This window comes from Lysinibacillus sp. TE18511, from assembly GCF_054062295.1.
The window spans coordinates 1-19,569 of record NZ_JBSSFD010000010.1; the positions used below are offsets into that span (position 1 = coordinate 1).

Below are 19,569 nucleotides of genomic sequence, written 5' to 3' on the forward strand. Positions count from 1 at the left end.
GCCCACCTGAACTACACCCTCCGCAAATACCCTCATGGACTTCACCATTACTTTCTAAGCGTGAGGTTTCTCTGTTTTCTGTGTTCATTCATTCAGTATGGAATGCCAAGGGCTATTCTCTCTTAGTTGTTCAGTCCTTCCGATTGGTTCTAGACCCATTCGTACTATGACTTCTGCTGACTTCTGATGATTCAGCTACTTGTCACCAAGTAGGTTATGAAGGGTACTTCACGTTTCCATCAGATCTCCCCGGGTAAGCGCATGCACTTTCACACCATCTATCCGCCTCATTTACTCGATATGACCTTCGACAGAAAGGACTTTGTTTTGTTGTGCAAACTCATCCAATCATACCTAGCCTTCTATGAGATTCGTGTTCCTCGGACCGGTGTTTTGCCGCCAGCTTCCTTCAGATTCCGAGTCGCCTCGGACACCCTTGCTCTTGGCTAACCTCTACTTCTGTCTTCGGGGTTCGGGACTTACACCCTATAGTTCATGCGCATGCCAGGCGCACACAAAAAACCTCCTGACTAATAAAAGTCAGAAGGTATAAGAAATAGACGTTAGCGTTCTATTCCGCATTCTATTCCGTTGTTAACGAATACGTCTTACTTGCTTGTCCCCAAAACATCATTCTCTTCTAGGAACTTCGTATTGAATTGCGCAGATTTGAAAACGTCATTGTTCATCAATGCTTGGTGGAATGGAATTGTTGTTCCATAAAAGACCAGTAACGATAAAAATCGTTATCCATGCTTACTCCCTCAAGCTTTATCTATGAATTTAAGAATAGAACAATCTCAGAACGCTATTTTATTACCATCTTTCTAAAGATCATTGAATGTCGTTTGACGTTCTTCTGAAGTTGTTACTTCTCAAGTTAAGATGTGGTCACTTACTGTTTGGACAGAAAGCGCTTGATATATCAAGGTTTGGATACTTTTAAAGGTTCATTACTTTCACACAAAATATACAAAAACGGTATTGCGATTTTACTTTTATAAGTCAAATTTTAGTCCCTTTTAGTCCTCTATTTTTTAGGGGACATATTTTCCATCGTAATGATATTAATCATGTCATTTCGTTAGCAACTGCATTTCGTTTGAGTGCAACAGCTCATATATTAATAGGAAGACCCTTACCTCAAATCGGAAACCCTGCTCCTGTCGTTAATGCAATCATCCTTTAAGAAATTTTAGACTTAAAACCCAACATCATATTCAAATTTAGGTTGCCACTTAGCTCTACTTATGGACTTCGCAAAACCATAAATAGTTTGCTCTTTGTTGATAATTTTTCCTAGTTCGCATAAGTATTGTTTCTTTTAGCGGATGGTTACTTTCGATTAGATACTCATTACGTTTATACAATCGTTGTAAAAGATGGTCTTCAGGTAGTCTAGCAAACTTCCCATTAGCTTCTCCTCTATTGCCATCCTGACAGCATAGAACTAGATTCCAAACGCCATTTAAGTCTAAATCATGTGTACTGTTGAACTGTGTCGAAAGTTGCACGATATGTTCTATGTCACAAGTGATGAATGAGTGAATATCTCCATTAACTTAGCTACATCTTTAGTAGCTTGATAGTAAGTATATCCAAATGTTTTACGCATTCTGTGAGTATCAACGGAATGATTAACAAGGAAATAATTAACAAAACAATGAGCATTTCAATGTTAGTTACCTAATATGTTTATTTCTCGTTTGATAATTTAAATGAAAAGAAAGAAGCTGACATAATGTCAGCTTCTTTCTTTATTCATCATATTTGATTGTAGAGCAGTGTTCATCTCCCTTTATAAAATAACTAAAAACCAATTTTACAAAAATCTGTTGGGTAGATATAGATAAAACGTATCAATTTGAATTTCTGCCAAGATACACAAAATCTATAATAATAGAGAGAAGCTCTACGATTTCAGGTGAACTATCATCAGAAAACATGAAAACTACAGATTCATAATAAAAGCAAGTTTATAGTAAGAGTTAGTTATATTTATTGGTTCTCCATCCCCGGTATTATTTGTATTAAAGCTGTGGTGATGGTCTCCATTTTTGGTCGTTTCTAACACATTATTGTCGAATGCATAGCTTCGAACAGCATCCGAAGGGAGGGCAATACCTTCTGTTGTATATGTAGCTGCACTATAGGAATGGCTATGAATTCCATCATCATTTGTTAATCCATCATGTGAATGTGGAGGTAATTGAGATACACTTAAAACAATACTGTTGCTTCCGCCCATCTCTCCAATTTCTAAATCGGAGACAGCGCCCATTACAAATCTGTCTCTTAAGTCTGGTGTACCGTTTGTACCATCACATAAAACCCACCCCTTCGGGATATCACTAATTGATCCACTCCACATAACAATAATTCCACTAGGAAGTGCTGGGGGTGCTGGGGATACTTGAGATGCATCTACTGCCTTTAGTGCCCTTGATACTGGAACAACACCACATGGCTTACAACAGTTGCATGAACAATTTTTTTTACATGAATTCAAAAAGAACACCTCCCTTCCTTATGTTTTCTATTAACTTATTCAAACTATTTTTTTTTGCTTGTGCACTTACGGTCATGAAATATTGTGTTGTCCATGATTGATCCTCCTTTTTAACAATAAAAAAGCCCCGCAACGGTTAAGCCAGGGGGCATTCCCCTCTTTAATTAAAAAGCGATAGTAACGGTCATGTCGGGATCAGTACCGCCCCACTGAATGTTGGAAGTTGTATGCTCCCTGTAATGTCATTCAAATCAAATATCCCTGATCTCTGTTTATTTTTGGACATAAAAAAACCTCCTAACTAATAAAAGTTAGAAGGTAATAAAATTGCGAACTTTGATAGGTGTTCTATTCCCTATTCTATTCCCCAAATCTGCATAATCAATTACTTGCTTGTCCCCAATACATCATTCTCTTCTAGGAACTTCGTATTGAATTGCGCAGATTTGAAAACGTCATTGTTCATCAATGCTTGGTGGAATGGAATTGTTGTTCGCTCTTATTACGGACAAATAGCGGAACTATTAACTATACCCGTAAGCTTCAACGTTTTTATACGATTTAGGAACTTACAAAATCGGTACTAAGATTCTTAGACCCTTTTCGTATAATATACACTACTATCAACACGCTCTGCAATAAAACTTATTCGTTTTTTTCCAATCGCTCAATTTCAGACGTTAGATATTCCTTTATTATTTTAGGTTTATTATCTCGATAAAAAATAGAAACCGCTAAATCACACGCATCATCCTGTATTCTTTCTTTATTAGTACGCACATGTACAAATTCAATTACAGATACTTCGGTGTTATTTAACCGACGTTCTCCATTCCGTAACTTCTCACTAAAGTTATCTATACGGTCTTGCATCTTGCTAAGAACAATACGAACTTGCGCATCTGTTAGATTCAACTCCTTTGCCGCTTCTCCCAACGTAAACGAATCTTTTTCCCACATTATTAATAACCTCGCTTTCTATTCGTCATTCTAACGCAAATAATGCGAACTAAATATCCTCTAAATTATCGATTATTCTGCGCCAAAACAAAGGAAACTTGACGGATATTTTCCCACGATAGTTTTAGTTATAGTTAGGATAAGGAAATATATCATCAACGCAAAATTGACGCAAGATGATTCCGAAACATCAATGTTAAATAATATAAAATATACATATATAATCCAATCGTTATACAGACGATTCAAGACGACCAACTATCCGATGTAACAATTCTCGATGCGTCTGACAGCGCAAAAAGTCGGCTTGTTTTAAAAATGATGTCTGTAATTATCGAGCAGCAGAAAGCGCCTGCCAGAATCGAGGGCTTTGGGGTCACGCAGTTTTAACGCAAAAAAAGAACGATCAAGCGACGTTTGCTCAATCGTTAATTAATTCATTTTCTTTTCGTTTTCTTCTTTCTCTCGCTAAAGTTGCGACTGAAATTCCCGTCTTTGCTTCGACTTCTTTATAACTATTCGATTCCAATAGCTGCATAGCATTGTCTAAGTGTTTCTTGTCGAATTTCTTTGGTCTGCCTTCACGGAAATCATCGCGTTGTTTTGCGATTGCTTTACCTTCTTGTGTACGTTCAATGATTAAATTGCGTTCCATCTCTGCCACCGCTAGTAAGGTAGTGAGGAAGAAGCGCCCCATAGTCGTATTCTCCAGAAGTCCTACGTTAAGTACATGTACGCGCACACCGCGCTCGAATAACGCCTCGACAACATCGATACCCTCTTTAGTGTTACGTGCTAGTCGGTCTAGTTTCGTTACTACTAACGTATCACCTTCCGTTAACAACGCCATGACTTCATTAAATATCGGTCGATCCGTCTTAGTCCCCGTGAACTTCTCTTTATAGATACTCGTACAGCCTTCTGATTCTAACGACTGAATTTGCGACTCTAAATCTTGTGCTACCGTTGACACTCGAGCATATCCGTATTTAGCCATTATATCGCCCCTAACTTTTGATAATAAGTTTTGATAACGTTTATAAGGCTATCTTATCGTATCGGCAAAACGTTGTCAATACTGTTAAGTTTTGATAAAGATACCGCATATGTAAATTGTCAGATAACGATTTGTTTTCAAGGTAGCGCGTCCGCCAGCGCCTTCTGCCCGATGTTTTCTCGTATTTCGGAATCAAACGGAACCATAACGCACTCTCAACGCATAAAAAAAGAGCGAAGTCAGCACGTAGCCAACCTCGCATTTATAACACTTTAACGCGCTAAATCGTTGATATAGCGCTATTTATACTTCGCTCTGAAACTCGCCAACTTATCCGCGATCGCTGCTTCATCAACTTTCTCCGTCTTATCCTCATATTCCACTCGGTCGATAAGCATACCCTGATGCTGCATGTATAACTTAGTCATCGACGCATTACCTAACTCGGATTCACGGATTACGGCGCTCATGATACGCGCTCTATGCTCCTTAGTTGTTTTAGCCGTTCTAGCCTTCGCATGATAAATAAGTCTACTTGCGATTTAAAACCGTTATTAGCCACGTTTATATAGGCGAAATGAAGGCGCTATGTTTCCCTTTACTCATTTAAAGGAAAAATGCTATGTTGTATCTTTGTTTAGTCAAGACAGTTAGAAACAGTTGCTTACTATTTAACTAACAATGCAGCTTAGCATTATTAATTGTTGCTGTTTGGTATAATAAATAAAAAACGTTAGAGGTGATGTACTATGAACACTCTACTATTATTTTATAAAATATATCAAAATCAGGATATTAAGTCTGTCGATTATATTAATTGGGCTTTCACCATGTTGGAAAATAATTGTTCATCGTTTTCTTTAAATATCTTATCTTCTCTAAGAGAACCACTTAACATTTTTGAGGTAGAAGATTACTTTAGAAGAGCATTAAGTGATATGGAGTTGCAAGAACCATCATACGAAGAGTGTGCTAGATACTATATTCTGCATTTATCTGAAAAAATACTACAAGATAAGAATAGCGTTTTTGATATAGTCTATGATATAAATACAGTGATTCGAGATATTGATTACCCAGAAGACCTTGAAGAATGGTTCATCATAAGTGACATGGTAAATGATTTTCAATATGGTGATAATTATTTTAAACTAACGAAGGAAGAGTTAATTGCAACCATAATGGATCAAGCAAAGAATCAGCTGAAAAATAATAAGAAAAACTAGGTGTTGGTGTACCTAGTTTTATTTTGGTCAATGTTGGCGCAAAGACCTATACTATTGCTTGTTGGCGCAGGATCAGCGACTCAACCCGTTGGCGTGGGTGAGTATTCAACCGGAATTATTCAACCGGAATGTCGTTCATTACACCATTACATATATAAACAAAGCTATTGCGATAGAAAACGCAGTCGTACCGTAATACCACACTCTAAGTTCACCGTCCTCGCCTTCTTCACCGAAAAAATATGCGTCTACTTGCTTTGCTGTATCGGCTGCTGCTTGCGTTAGTAACTTAATGTACGCCTTCTTATATTCACGCTCAAGCGACTGCGCTGACGCTTTATGTTTCATGCTGGAATACCTCCGATCACTAACTCCTGACCATCAACTATTAAGGCGCGATAGAAGTCTGAACAAACTACATGCATATGATCGAATATCGGAATTGTTTTAAGTGCCGTATTTGAAAAACGCATTACAATAGTACGCCAAGCACCTTTCTCCGTTGATACTGCCTCGTAGTTATCTAAGTAGTCACTGCTATCTGCGATAACAATTTCCGTAGCTTGATCGGCTACTTTTTTCGTATACTCTGCTATTAAACGCTTGCACTTGCGAATAGTGTCGTCGATCATTTCCTGTACGTATAACGGAACTGGTTTCGTAGGGACTGTATAATCCCACCTATAGTTACGTCGCTTCACAAACACTTGATAAGACGTTGAGAATACGCCTTCTTTTTCAAACGTCACAATTTGATACTCCACTGACCAAACTTCGTTGTCTGTTAACCATTTGCCTTCGTCTAACGTCGTAAACATTTCACATTCCGCCTTCCGTAGTGTCAATTTTGCACACCGCAATGTGCTTTGTAGTTACTATAATATACACTATAGTGTGCATTGTCAACATTAAATTGAAGTTATATACACTACAGTGTAAAATGAAATTAAAAAGGATTGTGACTACATATGATTAAAGTACATTTATCTCGTTTATTAGGTGAGAAAAGAATGAAGATTTCTGAGTTGGCGGAAGCAACTGGATTACATAGAAATGGACTTTCACGTTTGTATAACGAGGAAACTGACGGAATTAAGTTCGATACATTAGAGAAGATTTGTAAAGCTTTGAATTGTGATATTAGTGATCTCATTGAAATAGTAGACGAAGAAAAAGCGCAAGCCGACTAATTGGCTGCGCTTTATCAAATATTCTTTATAAAACTTTATACTTTTCTAATAATTTCTCATATTCGCGTTCAAACATTTTCTCATAACGTTTCATGTTTTCTAAATTAGAATAAATCATCCCTCTATATGTCTCAAAAACATTATAATTAGGTATTTCTTGCAAGAGTTCGTCTACTTCATACTCAATATCATTATGTATGAAACCAGTTTTCTCCACAATACCCAAATAACTTCTTATTATTTCATAAAAATTCGCATTTACATCTGCGGCAAGAGTTAAAATATCTCTTCTTTTACTCTCGAAATTCTCCAGTATTTTAAAAAATTTTTCATATTCTTTGTTATAAAGAAGAGATTCCAAATAAAGTAGATTTGGCATTAACTCATAAATATGGTCTAGGTTTAAACTCATCTTCGGAAATTCATCTTTCATTTTTGCTTTTTCTTGATTTTTAATTGTTAGATATACACCACCTAATGTCAATGCACCACTTATTATCCCACCGAAAATCCCGCCTAAATAACTTGAATGAAAACCTATCCAGATATTATCCTGATTAATATTAATCCCTAGATCTAAATTCATTATTAAATTAAGAATAAATGGCATAACTATTAAAAAAAATACTAAGACAAGCATTACTATTAGATATATTATTTTCTTACTTTTCACATTCATCACCCAACTATATTTTCTCATATAATTTGATAGATTTACATAATTTATTCTTGATTTGTTTCATAGTCCCTACATCATGAAGCCGAGATAAGGAAAACGGCTTGGCGCTGATTTCGGTTGCCTACGTTAGAGACTCAAAAAAGAATCAACTAACATAGACAGCCGATTCCATGAATCCTCAATTAAGGTATCCGTATTGTATGCCCTTGTTTAATCGTGATCCTTTCGAATCAATACACGTAGTTTCTACTTCTGCCCCCGAAACGTCTTGTAATCCGTTAACACACCTCTTGCATGTATCGTAAATGCTTATCCTACTGTTATGAGGAACTCAGCAACAATTACAATGTATCGTGTACCCTGCGTGACCGTAGCCACTCAGACCTTCCACTCCTGACCGATAATGTGCGTCAACCACATTCAGACACTACGAGAAACAAGGAACTCGCTTAATGTGCCCTAGCCGAATTTACTGCGTTGGCTCGGCGTAACCTGACGTGTTTTTTAATGACGCTTAAACGGCTTCTCGTCAGTGAACGTTCCTAAAAAAGACAATAGGAAAGCGAGCCTTTGCATTTTACGTTTTTTTCGAGTAAAATGAAGGCATATCATCGCTCATATTCAGTTGTGAGTGAACACTATCGCTGGCAGGCATTAGTGTATTCGTTCTATGAGTCGTTAGTGCTGCGTACACTAGCGGCTTTTTTCTGTTTTATAAAAATTCTTTTAGCTCATTCGCTACTTCGTCGGTTGTTAATCCTAAATAAGCCGTTGTAGTAGCTAAAGATTTATGAGAGAGTGCTTTACTAATTAGTGCTACATTCGCACCTTTACGTAATAAATTCGTCGCATACAGCCGTCTAATCGCGTGTGGATTAATATCTTTTAGTTGATATTTACTAGAATAATAAGACAAACGCTTTGTAATTGCGCAAGGCTTAGATTCAACGTCTAACGAGTCTCCAAACTTACTGATAAAAATATATTTATTTCGTTTCTTATAGTGATTTCGGATAATATCGTTTTGTTTAATTAACCTTTTCAAATACATTTCTAATTCATCATCGAATGGTAGTTTTAAAACTTCTCTCCCTTTCATAATGTCTCCCTCGATAGTTAACATTCGATTATCAAAGTCAATATGTTTTTCTTCTAATTGAATTAACGTACTCATACGCAAGCCACATTTGTAAATTGTTAAAATTGCTACTGCATCGCGGAAATGAATAAAGTTACTCATATTTAATAACGAAAGAAGTATTCCTAAATTATTTTCATTAGCAGGCGGTTTGATTTTCCCATCGACTTTAATTTTTATATCTTTCCAAAAACGCTTTTCAATCCAACCGTTATCGAACATGCGATTTAATATCGCTTTTATCACACGTAATTTACTTTGCTTTGTAATGTCTTTTACATCGCCTAATGATGAAATAAATCCGAATAATGTTTCCGCTTTTATTTCGTCTAAATATTCGACATTCATATTTGTTAATAACCGTCTAAAAATGTAGTCGTATTCTTTAATCGTTTGTTTGCGTATGCCCGATAAGCGCATTTGTTCTTTAACGATGATTAGCGCCGAATACGCACTAATACGATTACCTTTTAAACGAACTGAATTAACATCAATCATTATTGTTGGCGCGGTAATTAGCGGCTCATTATTTTCGTTTTTAGGATTAATCGTTTTTAGTTCGATCGGATTCATATTTTCTAAATCGAAAATACCGGTACGCTGACTATTTTTACGCATAAAAAAGACCCCCTAACGAATTAGTTTCGTTAAAGGGTCTAAAAATCGGATATTCCGTTTTGTTTTATTCCTAATTCTATTCCGCCAACTATTCCGCTGACAAATATCGCACAACTATTTCGCAAGCTTCCCGACTATTAGCCGATACAGTTAAAACGTTGATACGTCTTACTTGCTTGTCCCCAAAACATCATTCTCTTCTAGGAACTTCGTATTGAATTGCGCAGATTTGAAAACGTCATTGTTCATCAATGCTTGGTGGAATGGAATTGTTGTATTGATACCAGGACCAGATACTTCAAATTCGCTAAGCGCACGATTCATTTTCGCAATCGCTTCTTCACGTGTATTGGCATGAACAATTAGTTTAGCAACCATTGAATCATAGTATGGAGGGATTGTATAGCCTGCGTAAACAGCAGAGTCAATACGTACACCATAGCCACCTGGAGTTACGTAAGTATCTACAGTACCCGCTGATGGCATGAAGTTCTTATAAGCATTTTCTGCGTTAATACGGCATTCAATAGCCCATCCGTTTAATTTAATATCATCTTGAGTGAAAGGAAGTTTTTCACCAGATGCAATTTTTAATTGTTGTTGTACAAGATCTACACCAGAAATCATTTCAGTTACTGGGTGTTCTACTTGGATACGAGTATTCATTTCCATGAAGTAGAATTTATCTTCTCGATAGTCATAAATAAACTCGATTGTTCCAGCACCTTCATAGTTACAAGCTTCTGCAGCTTTAACAGCAGCTGCACCCATTTCAGCACGGCGCTCAGAAGATAGCGCTGGAGATGGAGCTTCCTCTACTAATTTCTGCATACGGCGTTGAACTGTACAGTCACGTTCACCTAAATGTACAACGTTACCATGGCCATCCGCTAATACTTGGATCTCACAGTGACGGAAGTACTCGATGAATTTTTCTAAATATACGCCCGGGTTACCGAATGCTGCAGCAGCCTCTTTTTGCGTAATTTCAATGCCTTTTACAAGGTCTTCTTCTGTACGAGCTACACGGATACCTTTACCGCCACCACCAGCAGTTGCTTTGATGATCACTGGATAACCAATTTTTGCAGCCCATTCTTTACCTGTTTCGATATCTGGAACAATACCAGTACCCGGAACAAGCGGAACACCTGCTGCTTCCATTGTTGTACGTGCAACGTCTTTAATACCCATAATTTTAATAGAATCAGATGAAGGTCCAATGAACTTAATGCCTGCGTTTTCACAAGCCTCAGCGAAGTCAGCGTTTTCAGATACGAAACCGTAACCTGGGTGGATACCGTCTGCACCAGTTTTTTCTGCTACGCTAAGTAAAGCCGGGAAGCTAAGATATGAATCTTTTGATAGCTTTGGCCCGATGCAGTATGCTTCGTCTGCTAATTTCACATGTAATGCGTCTGCGTCTGCTTCTGAGAATACGGCAACAGATTGAATACCTAACTCTTTACAAGCGCGAATGATACGCACAGCGATTTCGCCGCGGTTTGCAATTAATACTTTTTTCATGGTTTGCACTCCTTACTCAGCTTTTACAAGGAATAATGGTTGACCGTATTCTACTAATTCACCGTCTTTAACAAGTACTTCAACGATTTCCCCTTGAACTTCTGCTTCAATTTCGTTGAATAGTTTCATAGCTTCCACGATACATACAATTGTTTCATTACCAACTTTGTCCCCCACTTTAACGTAAGCTGGTAAATCTGGGCTTGGAGACTGATAAAAAGTACCAACCATCGGCGACACAATTTTATGTAACGATGGGTCGTTATTTGCTGGCGCTGCAGCTGTAGCTGGTGCTTCTTCAGCTTTTGCTGGCGCTGCCACTGGTGCAACAGGTGCTGCTGGTGCAGATTGTTGTACAACAGGTGCTGCTACTTCTTTTTTAGGTGCTACAGTTTCAGTAACAACAACACCATTCTTTTTTAACTTAACTTTTGCGCCATCTACTTCATAAACGAACTCGTCAATTGAAGAAGAATCTACCAATTTAATGATTTCACGAATTTCTTGAATTTTGAACATTTCTAACTCTCCTTATGAAATAAAATCTACTACAAGCACTATTTTATATTTATTTGAAACAATTTGAAATAGTTTAATGAAAATTAAGTAAATATGCACAAAATAAAAGGCTTTCCTTTACTAAACGAAAGCCTTTTCATTACGCTGATATATAACAACGTTATTAAATAAACAGAATCTTCATCTTTTTCTTTATCTTTTAATAGTTATTATTTGCACTGAATTTTACTTGGACGTCATTTGCGCCTTCCATCTCTGTTCTTACCAAATAAATAATTTCATTTGCTTGAGATTTTGACAGTTCCTCCGCCATAACCGTTACGGATACCTTATCACCATCAGCTTTCACAAAGGCATCTGAGTAACCTAAAGATTTAATAAGCATTTCTAGCATTGCTTCTGCGGATTCTTGTTTAATAAGACTATCCATGTCATTATAGGCCTTATTTTTTTCTTCAGCTGAGGCTTCTTGTGAACCGATTTTCTGCGTTAATTGTTCACGAAGCTGGCTTCTTTCATCACTAACTTGCATGCGCATTTCTTCAAATAAGTGACTTGGAGAAGATACCTCCTTCGTCTCACCCTCTTTTGTAGCTTCTTGATCTGTCACACCCGTTACTGCAGTTTGCTGTAATGTATCATCTGTGAAAATAGTTAGTCCATTAAATTGTTTTGCTGGATCAACCAAATAATACACTGAAATAACCGCTACTAGACTTAATAATGTCATAAACCAAACTGTTCTTCTACGTACGCGCATTTACTTTTCCTCCTTATTTTCCATTGGAACGATAATAATTCGATGAATCGGCAATTGCATTACTTGACTAACGACAGCACGAATTTCATTTTTTACAAAGATATCTGATGCTCCTTCTGAAACAATTAACATCCCTGTTACCTCTTTCGTGCTTTGTTCAGTTCCTCGAAAATATTGACTGAATAGTTTGTTCTCATCCTTTTCTTCTGTCATCTCTCCGTAATAAAAATATACTTTGACCTCCCCAACACCTTGCATAGCCTTAAGTGTCTGCTCAAGTTTCACTTCATTGGTCACCGGTGTTTCTTGCTCATTCATTGAATTCGTTTGATACATTGGTAAAATGATAAAAATTCCCATGGAGGCAGCAATAAGCACTAAGATCAAAAATGACGTTGTTTTTTTTCGTGTCTTTTCCACATCACTTGTACATTGCCTCCTTTCATCTTCTCTTTTTCAAGTGTATGTACGCTTGTTTCCTCCTATGAATTGATAAATGGAATCTTTAATAGCAATTGCAAAAATAGTAACGTAATGACAAGCTTTGTGAGTGAAATTATTTCTTTATCATCTGTTAGAAATACAAATATCTGACAGATAAAGAGCATTGCCACTAAAAGAATCAATTTATCTCCCCCCGGCCATAACTTGTACAAAAACGATGAGGAAAAAACAAGTAAACATAAATGAAAAAGCAATTAGAAATGATACAGCACATAATGTAAATAGAGATTTACTAACATGATCTAGTAGTTTACAAATATCATCGAAAGCAACTGGTTCTAAAATGGCAGCTAACAGTTTCAATGAATACGCACTGACAACAAGCTGAACTGTTGGAATGAACGCCACTGTAATTACCGCTATAAACGCAGTAATACTACTAACAGAAGAAGTAAATTGCGTCATATGCTGAAACATCGAAAAACTATCCACTATAAAGGAACCAACAACCGGAATATTTTCCTCTATTAATTTCTTCACAGGCTCTGCAACAGCTGCGTTGACACTAAAGGCCACAACACCACTTGCTGACATTAAGATGATGTAACAAATAACAGATGCAGAGACGACACTCATAATCGTAAAACGAATCAATTCTGCAATTCTCGTAAACGAAATTTCTTTGACAATAACACTGCAAACATCAAAAACAATGGCAAAAAGCACTCCCGGAATAAGCCACTTACTACTAATAATCGTTAAGACTTGTACGAAGAATAGTAAAAAGGGCTGCCAAGAGGCAATGGCTGTAATACTGCTTGATAAAAGAAAACTTGAAGTAAGAATGGGGTAAAATGCAGTGAATATATGGGCCAGTCCCTGTGCTATTTTGTCAATCAAATTAAATGAATCCACAACGACAGGTCCTATTGTTGCAAGTACAATAAGAAAAAAAAGTAATCTTGTCCCTTTTTCAAATTCTGGTAATATCATATTGACAATCAAAATAATGATGACGTAGCCACATAAAATAAGTGTCATCTTTAGCAATAGAAAGAATGGATCAATTAAAAACGAAAATATTTGCTCTAGCAATGTCTTCGCCCCTTAGTTTAGCCGTTGTAAAATGGCCGACACCTCCTGTAAGACAGCCAAAAATTCCTTAAACCAATAGCCCAAAATGACAATCTTGACCCCATCATTGACAATGTTCCCGAGTACTTTATAGTTTTGTTCTATAAGTAACATAGACACCCACTGCCCAATATAAAAAAGGCTGGCACTCACCACAACGGCTTTTGCATAAGGCAGGAAAGCTAACGTCTCAAGCAATTGCTTGATGAATGGCAAGAGGAGTGCCGAGAACAACATACTGAACAGCAAAAACGAAAACATCACACTAATTAGCGCATGGAGTGGCTGTATGACTTCTTTTATAAGCAATAATAAAAGCAGCATGACAACAGCTAAGATGACAATTTCCATTTACACTACCCGGAAGAGGTCAGCCATTGGAAGAATGTAAGGATTTCAGTGAAAAATAGACGCAAAAATCGCAGTAATTCCGCTGTCATATATAAGTAGGCAATGAAAAAAAGGAAAAATGAAAATTCTTTTTTTCCTGTTTGATCAAAGAAAACATGAAGAAGCGCAACTACTAGTCCCACTCCAGCGACCCTTAATACGTCTTGTAATTCCATTCATACGCCCCCTCGTGTACAGCAATATATGTTGCAAGCAAAAAAAAAAGACCTCCATACATATGTATAGAGATCTAAGAGATTTATGAATTAAAGTAACAGGTGTATTGATTAACCATTTTTATCCACGCTAACAAAATTTGAAGGCTCTGATTTCCGCTACAGGCTACTCGCTTTCCCGCGGGAAGCTTTGCCTGCGACGAAAGCGAAGCGACAGGAGCACTCGAGTAGCCCTACGCTACAATCAGTTAAAAATGGGAATGTACTAGCAAAATAGCAACAATACATCCTTTTATCACTCAATAATAAACCTATTTTTCCTTAATCACGCCTGTTAAAGTAATTTTTCCACGATGCTTTTCACGGAGCCAGTTTGTTTCACTAAATAACTATTTTCACCCATCCACATTGATAAATATGCAGCATTTCCTTGTTTTGCACTTTCTTTACGAATAGTTGTAGTTAAATCATTTTGCAATGGATATGGTGCCACAACAGCATCCTTCATACGTTCCGTAAAAGCATTCGCTAAGCCTCTTGCTGGTTTACCCGAAAAAGCACGAGTAACGGTCGTCTGCTGTGCTTGTGATTGAAGCACGGCATTTTTATAAAGCGGGGAAATTTCACACTCATCTGCCACTAATAAAGCTGTCCCAATTTGAACTGCCTGTGCACCTATTGCTAATGCTTGTTCGACAGCTTCTTTTGTGACAATACCTCCTGCTGCGATAATCGGAATGGAAATTTGTCCTATTACCTGCTGCAGTAAATCGTGCAAATGGATGAATTGCATAGGTTCAGTGAAGGAACCACGATGACCACCAGCCTCACCACCCTGAAGGACAACAGCATGCATTCCCGCTTGTTCTACACGCTTCGCTTCCTCTAATGTAGTAGCTGTACCAATAACATAAACGTCATTGTCCTTTAAGCGATGAATGACATCTGCTGAAGGAATGCCAAATGTAAAGGAACAAATAGCTACATTTTCATCAAGAACGGCTTGTACTTGTCCTTCAAATACTTCCTTGGACATCACACTTTGCACAGGCGAAAGGCCAAGCTCGTCGTAAAACGGTTGTAAAGCCATTCGAGCCTTCTGAAGAACATCAATATCAATACGTGGCTCTTCCTGAACAAATAAGTTTACTGCAAACGGTTTTTTCGTTAGCTGTTTAACTTCCTGAATAAAGCTTTTCGTTTGTTCCCCATCTAAATAACCCGCTCCAATCGAACCTAAAATACCTGCCTCTGCGCAGGCAGCAACAAATTTTGGCGATGTTACACCAGCCATTGGTGCTTGAATCATTGGGGTTGGTATTTCAAAAATTGTTTGTAGCATAGCATTCACTCCTTACTTTTATTGTAAACGTTTCTTCCACATATGACCATCATGCAAATAAAAAAATCTTCTCTTCGTGACTTTCTATTGCTTCGGTAATTCTATCCTTCACTTCGACTCGTCTATCCGTCGCTTTGGCTCTTCTATCATTATATGTATAAAAAAACCTACCCTTTTGTTAGAAAAGAGTAGGCTGCATGTTGTTATTCATTACGCACGAGAAACGTAAGAAGCTTCTTCTGTATTGATGATTAATTTGTCACCTTGGTTAACGAAGAATGGTACTTGTACAATAAGACCTGTTTCAAGAGTTGCAGGTTTTGTACCACCAGAAGCTGTATCACCTTTAATACCAGGCTCAGTTTCTGCTACTTCTAGCTCAACAGTGTTTGGTAATTCAATACCTAGCATTTCACTTTGGTACGATTGAATATGCACTTCCATGTTTTCTTTTAAGAATTTTAATTCATATTCAATTGCAGCTGAAGCAAGTTCAGTTTGCTCATATGATTCTAGATCCATGAAAACATGCTCGTCACCTTGTGCATAAAGGTATTGCATTTTACGGTTATCAATTTGTGCTTTTTCAACTTTCTCACCTGCACGGAAAGTTTTTTCATTTACTGAACCGTTACGTAGGTTACGTAATTTAGAACGTACGAACGCTGCACCTTTACCTGGTTTAACGTGTTGGAAATCTAACACGCGGTATAATTGGCCATCAACAATAATTGTTAGACCTGTACGGAAATCGTTTACTGAAATCATTTGTGTTCCTCCATAGATTATAAAATAATGAGTTCTTTTGACGAATGCGTTAGTAGTTCATTACCTGTCTCTGTGATTAAAATATCGTCCTCGATACGTACACCACCGATACCTGGTAAATAAACTCCTGGTTCAATCGTTACGGCCATACCTGGCTCTAGTACCGTATTTGAACGCATCGATAAGCCAGGGCCTTCATGTACTTCAAGACCAATCCCGTGTCCTAACGAATGACCAAATGCCTCGCCATAGCCTTTTTCTTTTAAGTAGTCACGTGCAATCGCATCTGCTTGAACCCCTGTTAATCCAGGACCTACTTTTTCAAGTGCTAGAAGCTGGGAAGCAAGTACTGCGTTGTACATATCCACTAATTTTTCAGATGGTTCGCCAACTGCCACAGTACGTGTAATATCTGAGATATAGCCATTGTACAGCGCTCCAAAGTCTAATGTGACAAAGTCGCCTTTTTCAATCACTTTATTCGTTGCAACGCCATGTGGTAGCGCTGAGCGAAGACCAGACGCAACAATTATATCAAATGAGGACTGGGTTGCTCCTTGTTTACGCATGAAGAATTCTAATTCATTCGAAACTTCAAGCTCTGTTTTACCTGGCTTGATGTAGTCTAAAATATGTGTAAATGCGTGATCAGCAATTTCACACGCAACCTTAATAATATTAATCTCTTGTTGCGTCTTAATCAAGCGAATTTTTTCAATTAGCCCAGAAATCGGTACTAAATCAGCTTGAATTATATTTTTATATAGCTCATATGTGCCATAGCTAACAGTATCTTTCTCAAAGCCCAATAATTTGATACCCATGTTATTTACTTGCGTTCCAATTTCTTCAAGGATTGTTGCCTCATGCTGTACAATTCGGAAGTCCTGTACTTGTGCAGCAGCTTGCTCTGTATAACGAAAATCCGTGATAAACACAGCATCATTTTGAGACACAATCGCTACGCCCGCTGTCCCTGTAAAACCAGTCATATAATGACGATTGTACCCGTTCGTAATTAAAATGCCATCGATATTTTGTTCTTGAAGTGCCTTACGTAGCTTTTGCAATTTCAACATAATCAATTCTCCCTCTCGATAAATGTGCGTAGTGCCAGTTCATAGCCTTTCGTACCTAGTCCACAGATTTGACCAAGGCATGCCGGAGCAAGATAGGAATGATGACGAAAAGCCTCACGTTTGTGGATATTTGAAATATGTACTTCTATAACCGGCACAGAAATCCCTGCAATCGCGTCATGTAACGCTATGCTTGTATGGGTATATGCACCGGGATTAAAGATAATACCATCATATTTTTCGTCTTCTGCTTCATGCATCCAATCAACAAGTACTCCTTCATGATTAGATTGACGAAACTCGACAGTGGCACCTAAAGACGCCGCAAGATTCTGAACATTTTTTTTCACATCTTCTAATGTCTCATAACCATAAATATGTGGCTCTCGTTTACCTAGTCGATTTAAATTAGGTCCATTCAAACATAATAACTTCACGCATATTCGCCTCTTTCTATGTACTTGCCATTTATTTTATCATACAGGGCAAGGCGCATACAGCAACTAATTTCCTTTTTGTGCTGTATGCTCTCTTTGATGAAAATTCGCTGTTTCAAGCAAGAACCGTAAAAGACAAATAACAACGACCATGAAAGGAATCGATAATTTCTTAAAGGATGAAAGTTGTAAAGGCAAATCAAGAGCAATCCATTCTAATGTGATTGTCAAAAAAAGTCCGAGCAAAAAAGAAGATAAAATAGCTGGAATTATATAAACATATCTCAATGTAATAAATAATAAAAATCCAATGATAAATAAAACTAGAATGAAAAAACTCCATTGAAAAAGTTTTGAGCTACCTTCAAACAGCTCCCACTTTTTATAAAAACCTATTGGATTCCATTTAATAAGATGAAAATATTGAAGTCCCTTTAAACAAAATGCTAAAAAAAGTGCACTGACGAGCGATGTTATACTAGCCACTTTCAAGCAAACCCCTCCTACCCTTAGTTAATTTTCTACCGTTAATCATTTCCTAACTTGTACGATTAGTGTAGCCATATAGAAATTTTACTATGCGTAACTCTAGAGGTTTTTCACTAAATTTAGTACAATGGTACAGTTGAAATAAATAAAGAGAGTGGTGTTAGCCTTGAGCAATTCACCTGTTTACGGGGGACAAGCACAATTAGAGGGTGTAATGTTCGGAGGAAAGGAACATACGATTACTGCCATTCGCCGTAACGATGATTCCATTGATTATTATCATTATAAAAAGGTTCAAAATCCTATCTTACAAAAGCTAAAAAAAATTCCATTGATTCGAGGCGTTGTTGCACTAATTGAATCTGCTGGTTTAGGCTCACGCCATATGCAATTTTCAGGGGATCGTTACGACATTACACCTGGCGAAGAAGAGGAACATAAAGAAGAAGGTTCGAAACTTCAAATGATGTTAGGAGTTGCAGTTGTCGGTATTCTTTCCTTTTTATTTGGTAAATTTGCCTTTACATTAATTCCAGTATTTATTGCGGATTTTTTCTCTAGTTGGATAGAGAGTAAGACCGGTCAAATTTTACTTGAGAGTGGTATTAAGCTACTTTTATTACTAACCTATTTATATTTTATATCTTTAACACCTATTATTAAACGAGTATTCCAATATCATGGTGCAGAACATAAAGTTATAAATTGCTATGAAGCAGGTATGGAAGTCACAGTGCAGAATGTACAAGCACAATCACGCTTACATTATCGATGCGGAAGTAGTTTTATGCTGTTCACTGTCTTTGTCGGTATGTTTTTATATTTCTTTGTGCCAACGGATCCACTATGGTTACGTCTTTTGGACCGTATTTTATTAATCCCAGTTGTTCTTGGTGTATCATTTGAAGTACTGCAAGCTACAAATGCGTGTCGTAATATCCCAGTATTACGCTTCCTCGGCTATCCAGGTTTATGGCTACAGTTACTGACAACACGTGAACCGAATGATGACCAAGTGGAAGTAGCCATCGCATCTTTCAATATGTTACTTCAAGTTGAGCAACAACCAGAAATCGCAGCTACTTTGAATCATGACTAAAAAAATCAGCTAGGCTTCGGCATAATTGCGTCCGGAATCGGCCAAAAAAGTTAAAGGGGCAGGTCCAACTGATGAATCATTTGTTTGG

The 19,569-nt window shown here is 37.4% G+C and carries 24 protein-coding genes and 2 pseudogenes; 3 read left to right on the forward strand and 23 right to left on the reverse strand.

The features are described 5' to 3' along the window. Positions 1–608: 608 nt before the first annotated feature. The 6 genes and pseudogenes from ACVWXS_RS09570 to ACVWXS_RS09595 form a co-directional block, all read right to left on the reverse strand. Positions 609–716: pseudogene (locus ACVWXS_RS09570) on the reverse strand (hypothetical protein); the annotation flags it as partial. A gap of 1,235 nt (positions 717–1,951) precedes the next feature. Next, positions 1,952–2,509 carry a hypothetical protein gene (locus tag ACVWXS_RS09575; protein WP_456957909.1) on the reverse strand — a complete coding sequence of 186 codons (558 nt, stop codon included), beginning with the start codon at positions 2,507–2,509 and terminating at the stop codon, positions 1,952–1,954. A 385-nt stretch (positions 2,510–2,894) separates the two neighbouring features. Beyond that, positions 2,895–3,002, reverse strand: a pseudogene (locus ACVWXS_RS09580) (hypothetical protein); the annotation flags it as partial. A 152-nt stretch (positions 3,003–3,154) separates the two neighbouring features. Then, on the reverse strand, positions 3,155–3,469 hold the full coding sequence (locus ACVWXS_RS09585; protein ID WP_456957911.1) for a hypothetical protein: 315 nt from the start codon (positions 3,467–3,469) through the stop codon (positions 3,155–3,157). A 421-nt stretch (positions 3,470–3,890) separates the two neighbouring features. Beyond that, complete coding sequence (locus tag ACVWXS_RS09590) at positions 3,891–4,466, reverse strand: recombinase family protein (protein WP_456957913.1); 576 nt, start codon at positions 4,464–4,466, stop codon at positions 3,891–3,893. 299 nt (positions 4,467–4,765) lie between these two features. After that, positions 4,766–4,894, reverse strand: coding sequence for a hypothetical protein (locus ACVWXS_RS09595; RefSeq protein ID WP_456957915.1), 129 nt, complete (start codon positions 4,892–4,894; stop codon positions 4,766–4,768). 321 nt (positions 4,895–5,215) lie between these two features. Between ACVWXS_RS09595 and ACVWXS_RS09600 the strand changes: the two genes are divergently transcribed. After that, on the forward strand, positions 5,216–5,692 hold the full coding sequence (locus ACVWXS_RS09600; RefSeq protein ID WP_456957917.1) for a hypothetical protein: 477 nt from the start codon (positions 5,216–5,218) through the stop codon (positions 5,690–5,692). A 138-nt stretch (positions 5,693–5,830) separates the two neighbouring features. Here the strand turns inward: ACVWXS_RS09600 and ACVWXS_RS09605 are convergent, their stop codons facing one another. Both ACVWXS_RS09605 and ACVWXS_RS09610 read right to left on the reverse strand, forming a co-directional pair. Beyond that, positions 5,831–6,040, reverse strand: a complete 210-nt coding sequence (locus ACVWXS_RS09605; RefSeq protein WP_456957919.1) for a hypothetical protein — start codon at positions 6,038–6,040, stop codon at positions 5,831–5,833. Next, entirely contained in the window at positions 6,037–6,510 is a 474-nt protein-coding gene (locus ACVWXS_RS09610; protein WP_456957921.1) for a hypothetical protein, read from the reverse strand. The genes ACVWXS_RS09605 and ACVWXS_RS09610 overlap by 4 nt, the downstream gene beginning before the upstream one ends. A 150-nt stretch (positions 6,511–6,660) precedes the next feature. Here ACVWXS_RS09610 and ACVWXS_RS09615 point away from each other — a divergent pair, with 150 nt between their 5' ends. Further along, complete coding sequence (locus ACVWXS_RS09615; RefSeq protein WP_456957923.1) at positions 6,661–6,882, forward strand: helix-turn-helix domain-containing protein; 222 nt, start codon at positions 6,661–6,663, stop codon at positions 6,880–6,882. A gap of 25 nt (positions 6,883–6,907) precedes the next feature. Here the strand turns inward: ACVWXS_RS09615 and ACVWXS_RS09620 are convergent, their stop codons facing one another. The 15 genes from ACVWXS_RS09620 to ACVWXS_RS09690 form a co-directional block, all read right to left on the reverse strand. Next, a complete protein-coding gene (locus ACVWXS_RS09620) occupies positions 6,908–7,555 on the reverse strand; it encodes a hypothetical protein (protein ID WP_456957925.1) in 648 nt (215 codons plus the stop codon). A 718-nt stretch (positions 7,556–8,273) separates the two neighbouring features. Next, positions 8,274–9,317, reverse strand: coding sequence for a tyrosine-type recombinase/integrase (locus tag ACVWXS_RS09625; protein WP_456957927.1), 1,044 nt, complete (start codon positions 9,315–9,317; stop codon positions 8,274–8,276). Positions 9,318–9,485: 168 nt separating this feature from the next. Continuing rightward, on the reverse strand, positions 9,486–10,844 hold the full coding sequence (gene accC, locus ACVWXS_RS09630) for an acetyl-CoA carboxylase biotin carboxylase subunit (protein WP_374966141.1): 1,359 nt from the start codon (positions 10,842–10,844) through the stop codon (positions 9,486–9,488). Positions 10,845–10,856: 12 nt separating this feature from the next. Further along, positions 10,857–11,363, reverse strand: a complete 507-nt coding sequence (gene accB / locus ACVWXS_RS09635; RefSeq protein WP_402988725.1) for an acetyl-CoA carboxylase biotin carboxyl carrier protein — start codon at positions 11,361–11,363, stop codon at positions 10,857–10,859. A gap of 199 nt (positions 11,364–11,562) precedes the next feature. Continuing rightward, positions 11,563–12,123 (reverse strand): SpoIIIAH-like family protein, encoded by a 561-nt coding sequence (locus ACVWXS_RS09640; RefSeq protein WP_456957929.1) that lies wholly within the window; start codon positions 12,121–12,123, stop codon positions 11,563–11,565. After that, positions 12,124–12,483 carry a hypothetical protein gene (locus tag ACVWXS_RS09645; RefSeq protein WP_456957931.1) on the reverse strand — a complete coding sequence of 120 codons (360 nt, stop codon included), beginning with the start codon at positions 12,481–12,483 and terminating at the stop codon, positions 12,124–12,126. A gap of 122 nt (positions 12,484–12,605) precedes the next feature. Next, complete coding sequence (locus ACVWXS_RS09650; protein ID WP_368636651.1) at positions 12,606–12,749, reverse strand: hypothetical protein; 144 nt, start codon at positions 12,747–12,749, stop codon at positions 12,606–12,608. A 1-nt stretch (position 12,750) separates the two neighbouring features. Further along, positions 12,751–13,662 carry a stage III sporulation protein AE gene (locus tag ACVWXS_RS09655; RefSeq protein ID WP_456957934.1) on the reverse strand — a complete coding sequence of 304 codons (912 nt, stop codon included), beginning with the start codon at positions 13,660–13,662 and terminating at the stop codon, positions 12,751–12,753. Between the two features lie 12 nt (positions 13,663–13,674). Next, positions 13,675–14,052, reverse strand: a complete 378-nt coding sequence (locus ACVWXS_RS09660) for a hypothetical protein (RefSeq protein ID WP_368636649.1) — start codon at positions 14,050–14,052, stop codon at positions 13,675–13,677. 5 nt (positions 14,053–14,057) lie between these two features. Then, entirely contained in the window at positions 14,058–14,267 is a 210-nt protein-coding gene (locus ACVWXS_RS09665; protein WP_008179863.1) for a hypothetical protein, read from the reverse strand. 334 nt (positions 14,268–14,601) lie between these two features. After that, on the reverse strand, positions 14,602–15,609 hold the full coding sequence (locus ACVWXS_RS09670) for an NAD(P)H-dependent flavin oxidoreductase (RefSeq protein WP_456957936.1): 1,008 nt from the start codon (positions 15,607–15,609) through the stop codon (positions 14,602–14,604). Positions 15,610–15,819: 210 nt separating this feature from the next. Further along, on the reverse strand, positions 15,820–16,377 hold the full coding sequence (gene efp / locus ACVWXS_RS09675) for an elongation factor P (protein WP_068984780.1): 558 nt from the start codon (positions 16,375–16,377) through the stop codon (positions 15,820–15,822). A 17-nt stretch (positions 16,378–16,394) separates the two neighbouring features. Further along, the gene (locus ACVWXS_RS09680) at positions 16,395–17,456 is read right to left on the reverse strand and encodes a M24 family metallopeptidase (RefSeq protein WP_456957938.1); all 1,062 of its coding nucleotides are present in this window, start codon (positions 17,454–17,456) and stop codon (positions 16,395–16,397) included. 2 nt (positions 17,457–17,458) lie between these two features. Next, positions 17,459–17,893 (reverse strand): type II 3-dehydroquinate dehydratase, encoded by a 435-nt coding sequence (gene aroQ / locus ACVWXS_RS09685; RefSeq protein ID WP_368636646.1) that lies wholly within the window; start codon positions 17,891–17,893, stop codon positions 17,459–17,461. Between the two features lie 66 nt (positions 17,894–17,959). Further along, a complete protein-coding gene (locus tag ACVWXS_RS09690; protein WP_368636795.1) occupies positions 17,960–18,379 on the reverse strand; it encodes a hypothetical protein in 420 nt (139 codons plus the stop codon). A gap of 169 nt (positions 18,380–18,548) precedes the next feature. Here ACVWXS_RS09690 and ACVWXS_RS09695 point away from each other — a divergent pair, with 169 nt between their 5' ends. After that, positions 18,549–19,481, forward strand: a complete 933-nt coding sequence (locus ACVWXS_RS09695; protein ID WP_456957940.1) for a DUF1385 domain-containing protein — start codon at positions 18,549–18,551, stop codon at positions 19,479–19,481. Positions 19,482–19,569 lie beyond the last annotated feature (88 nt).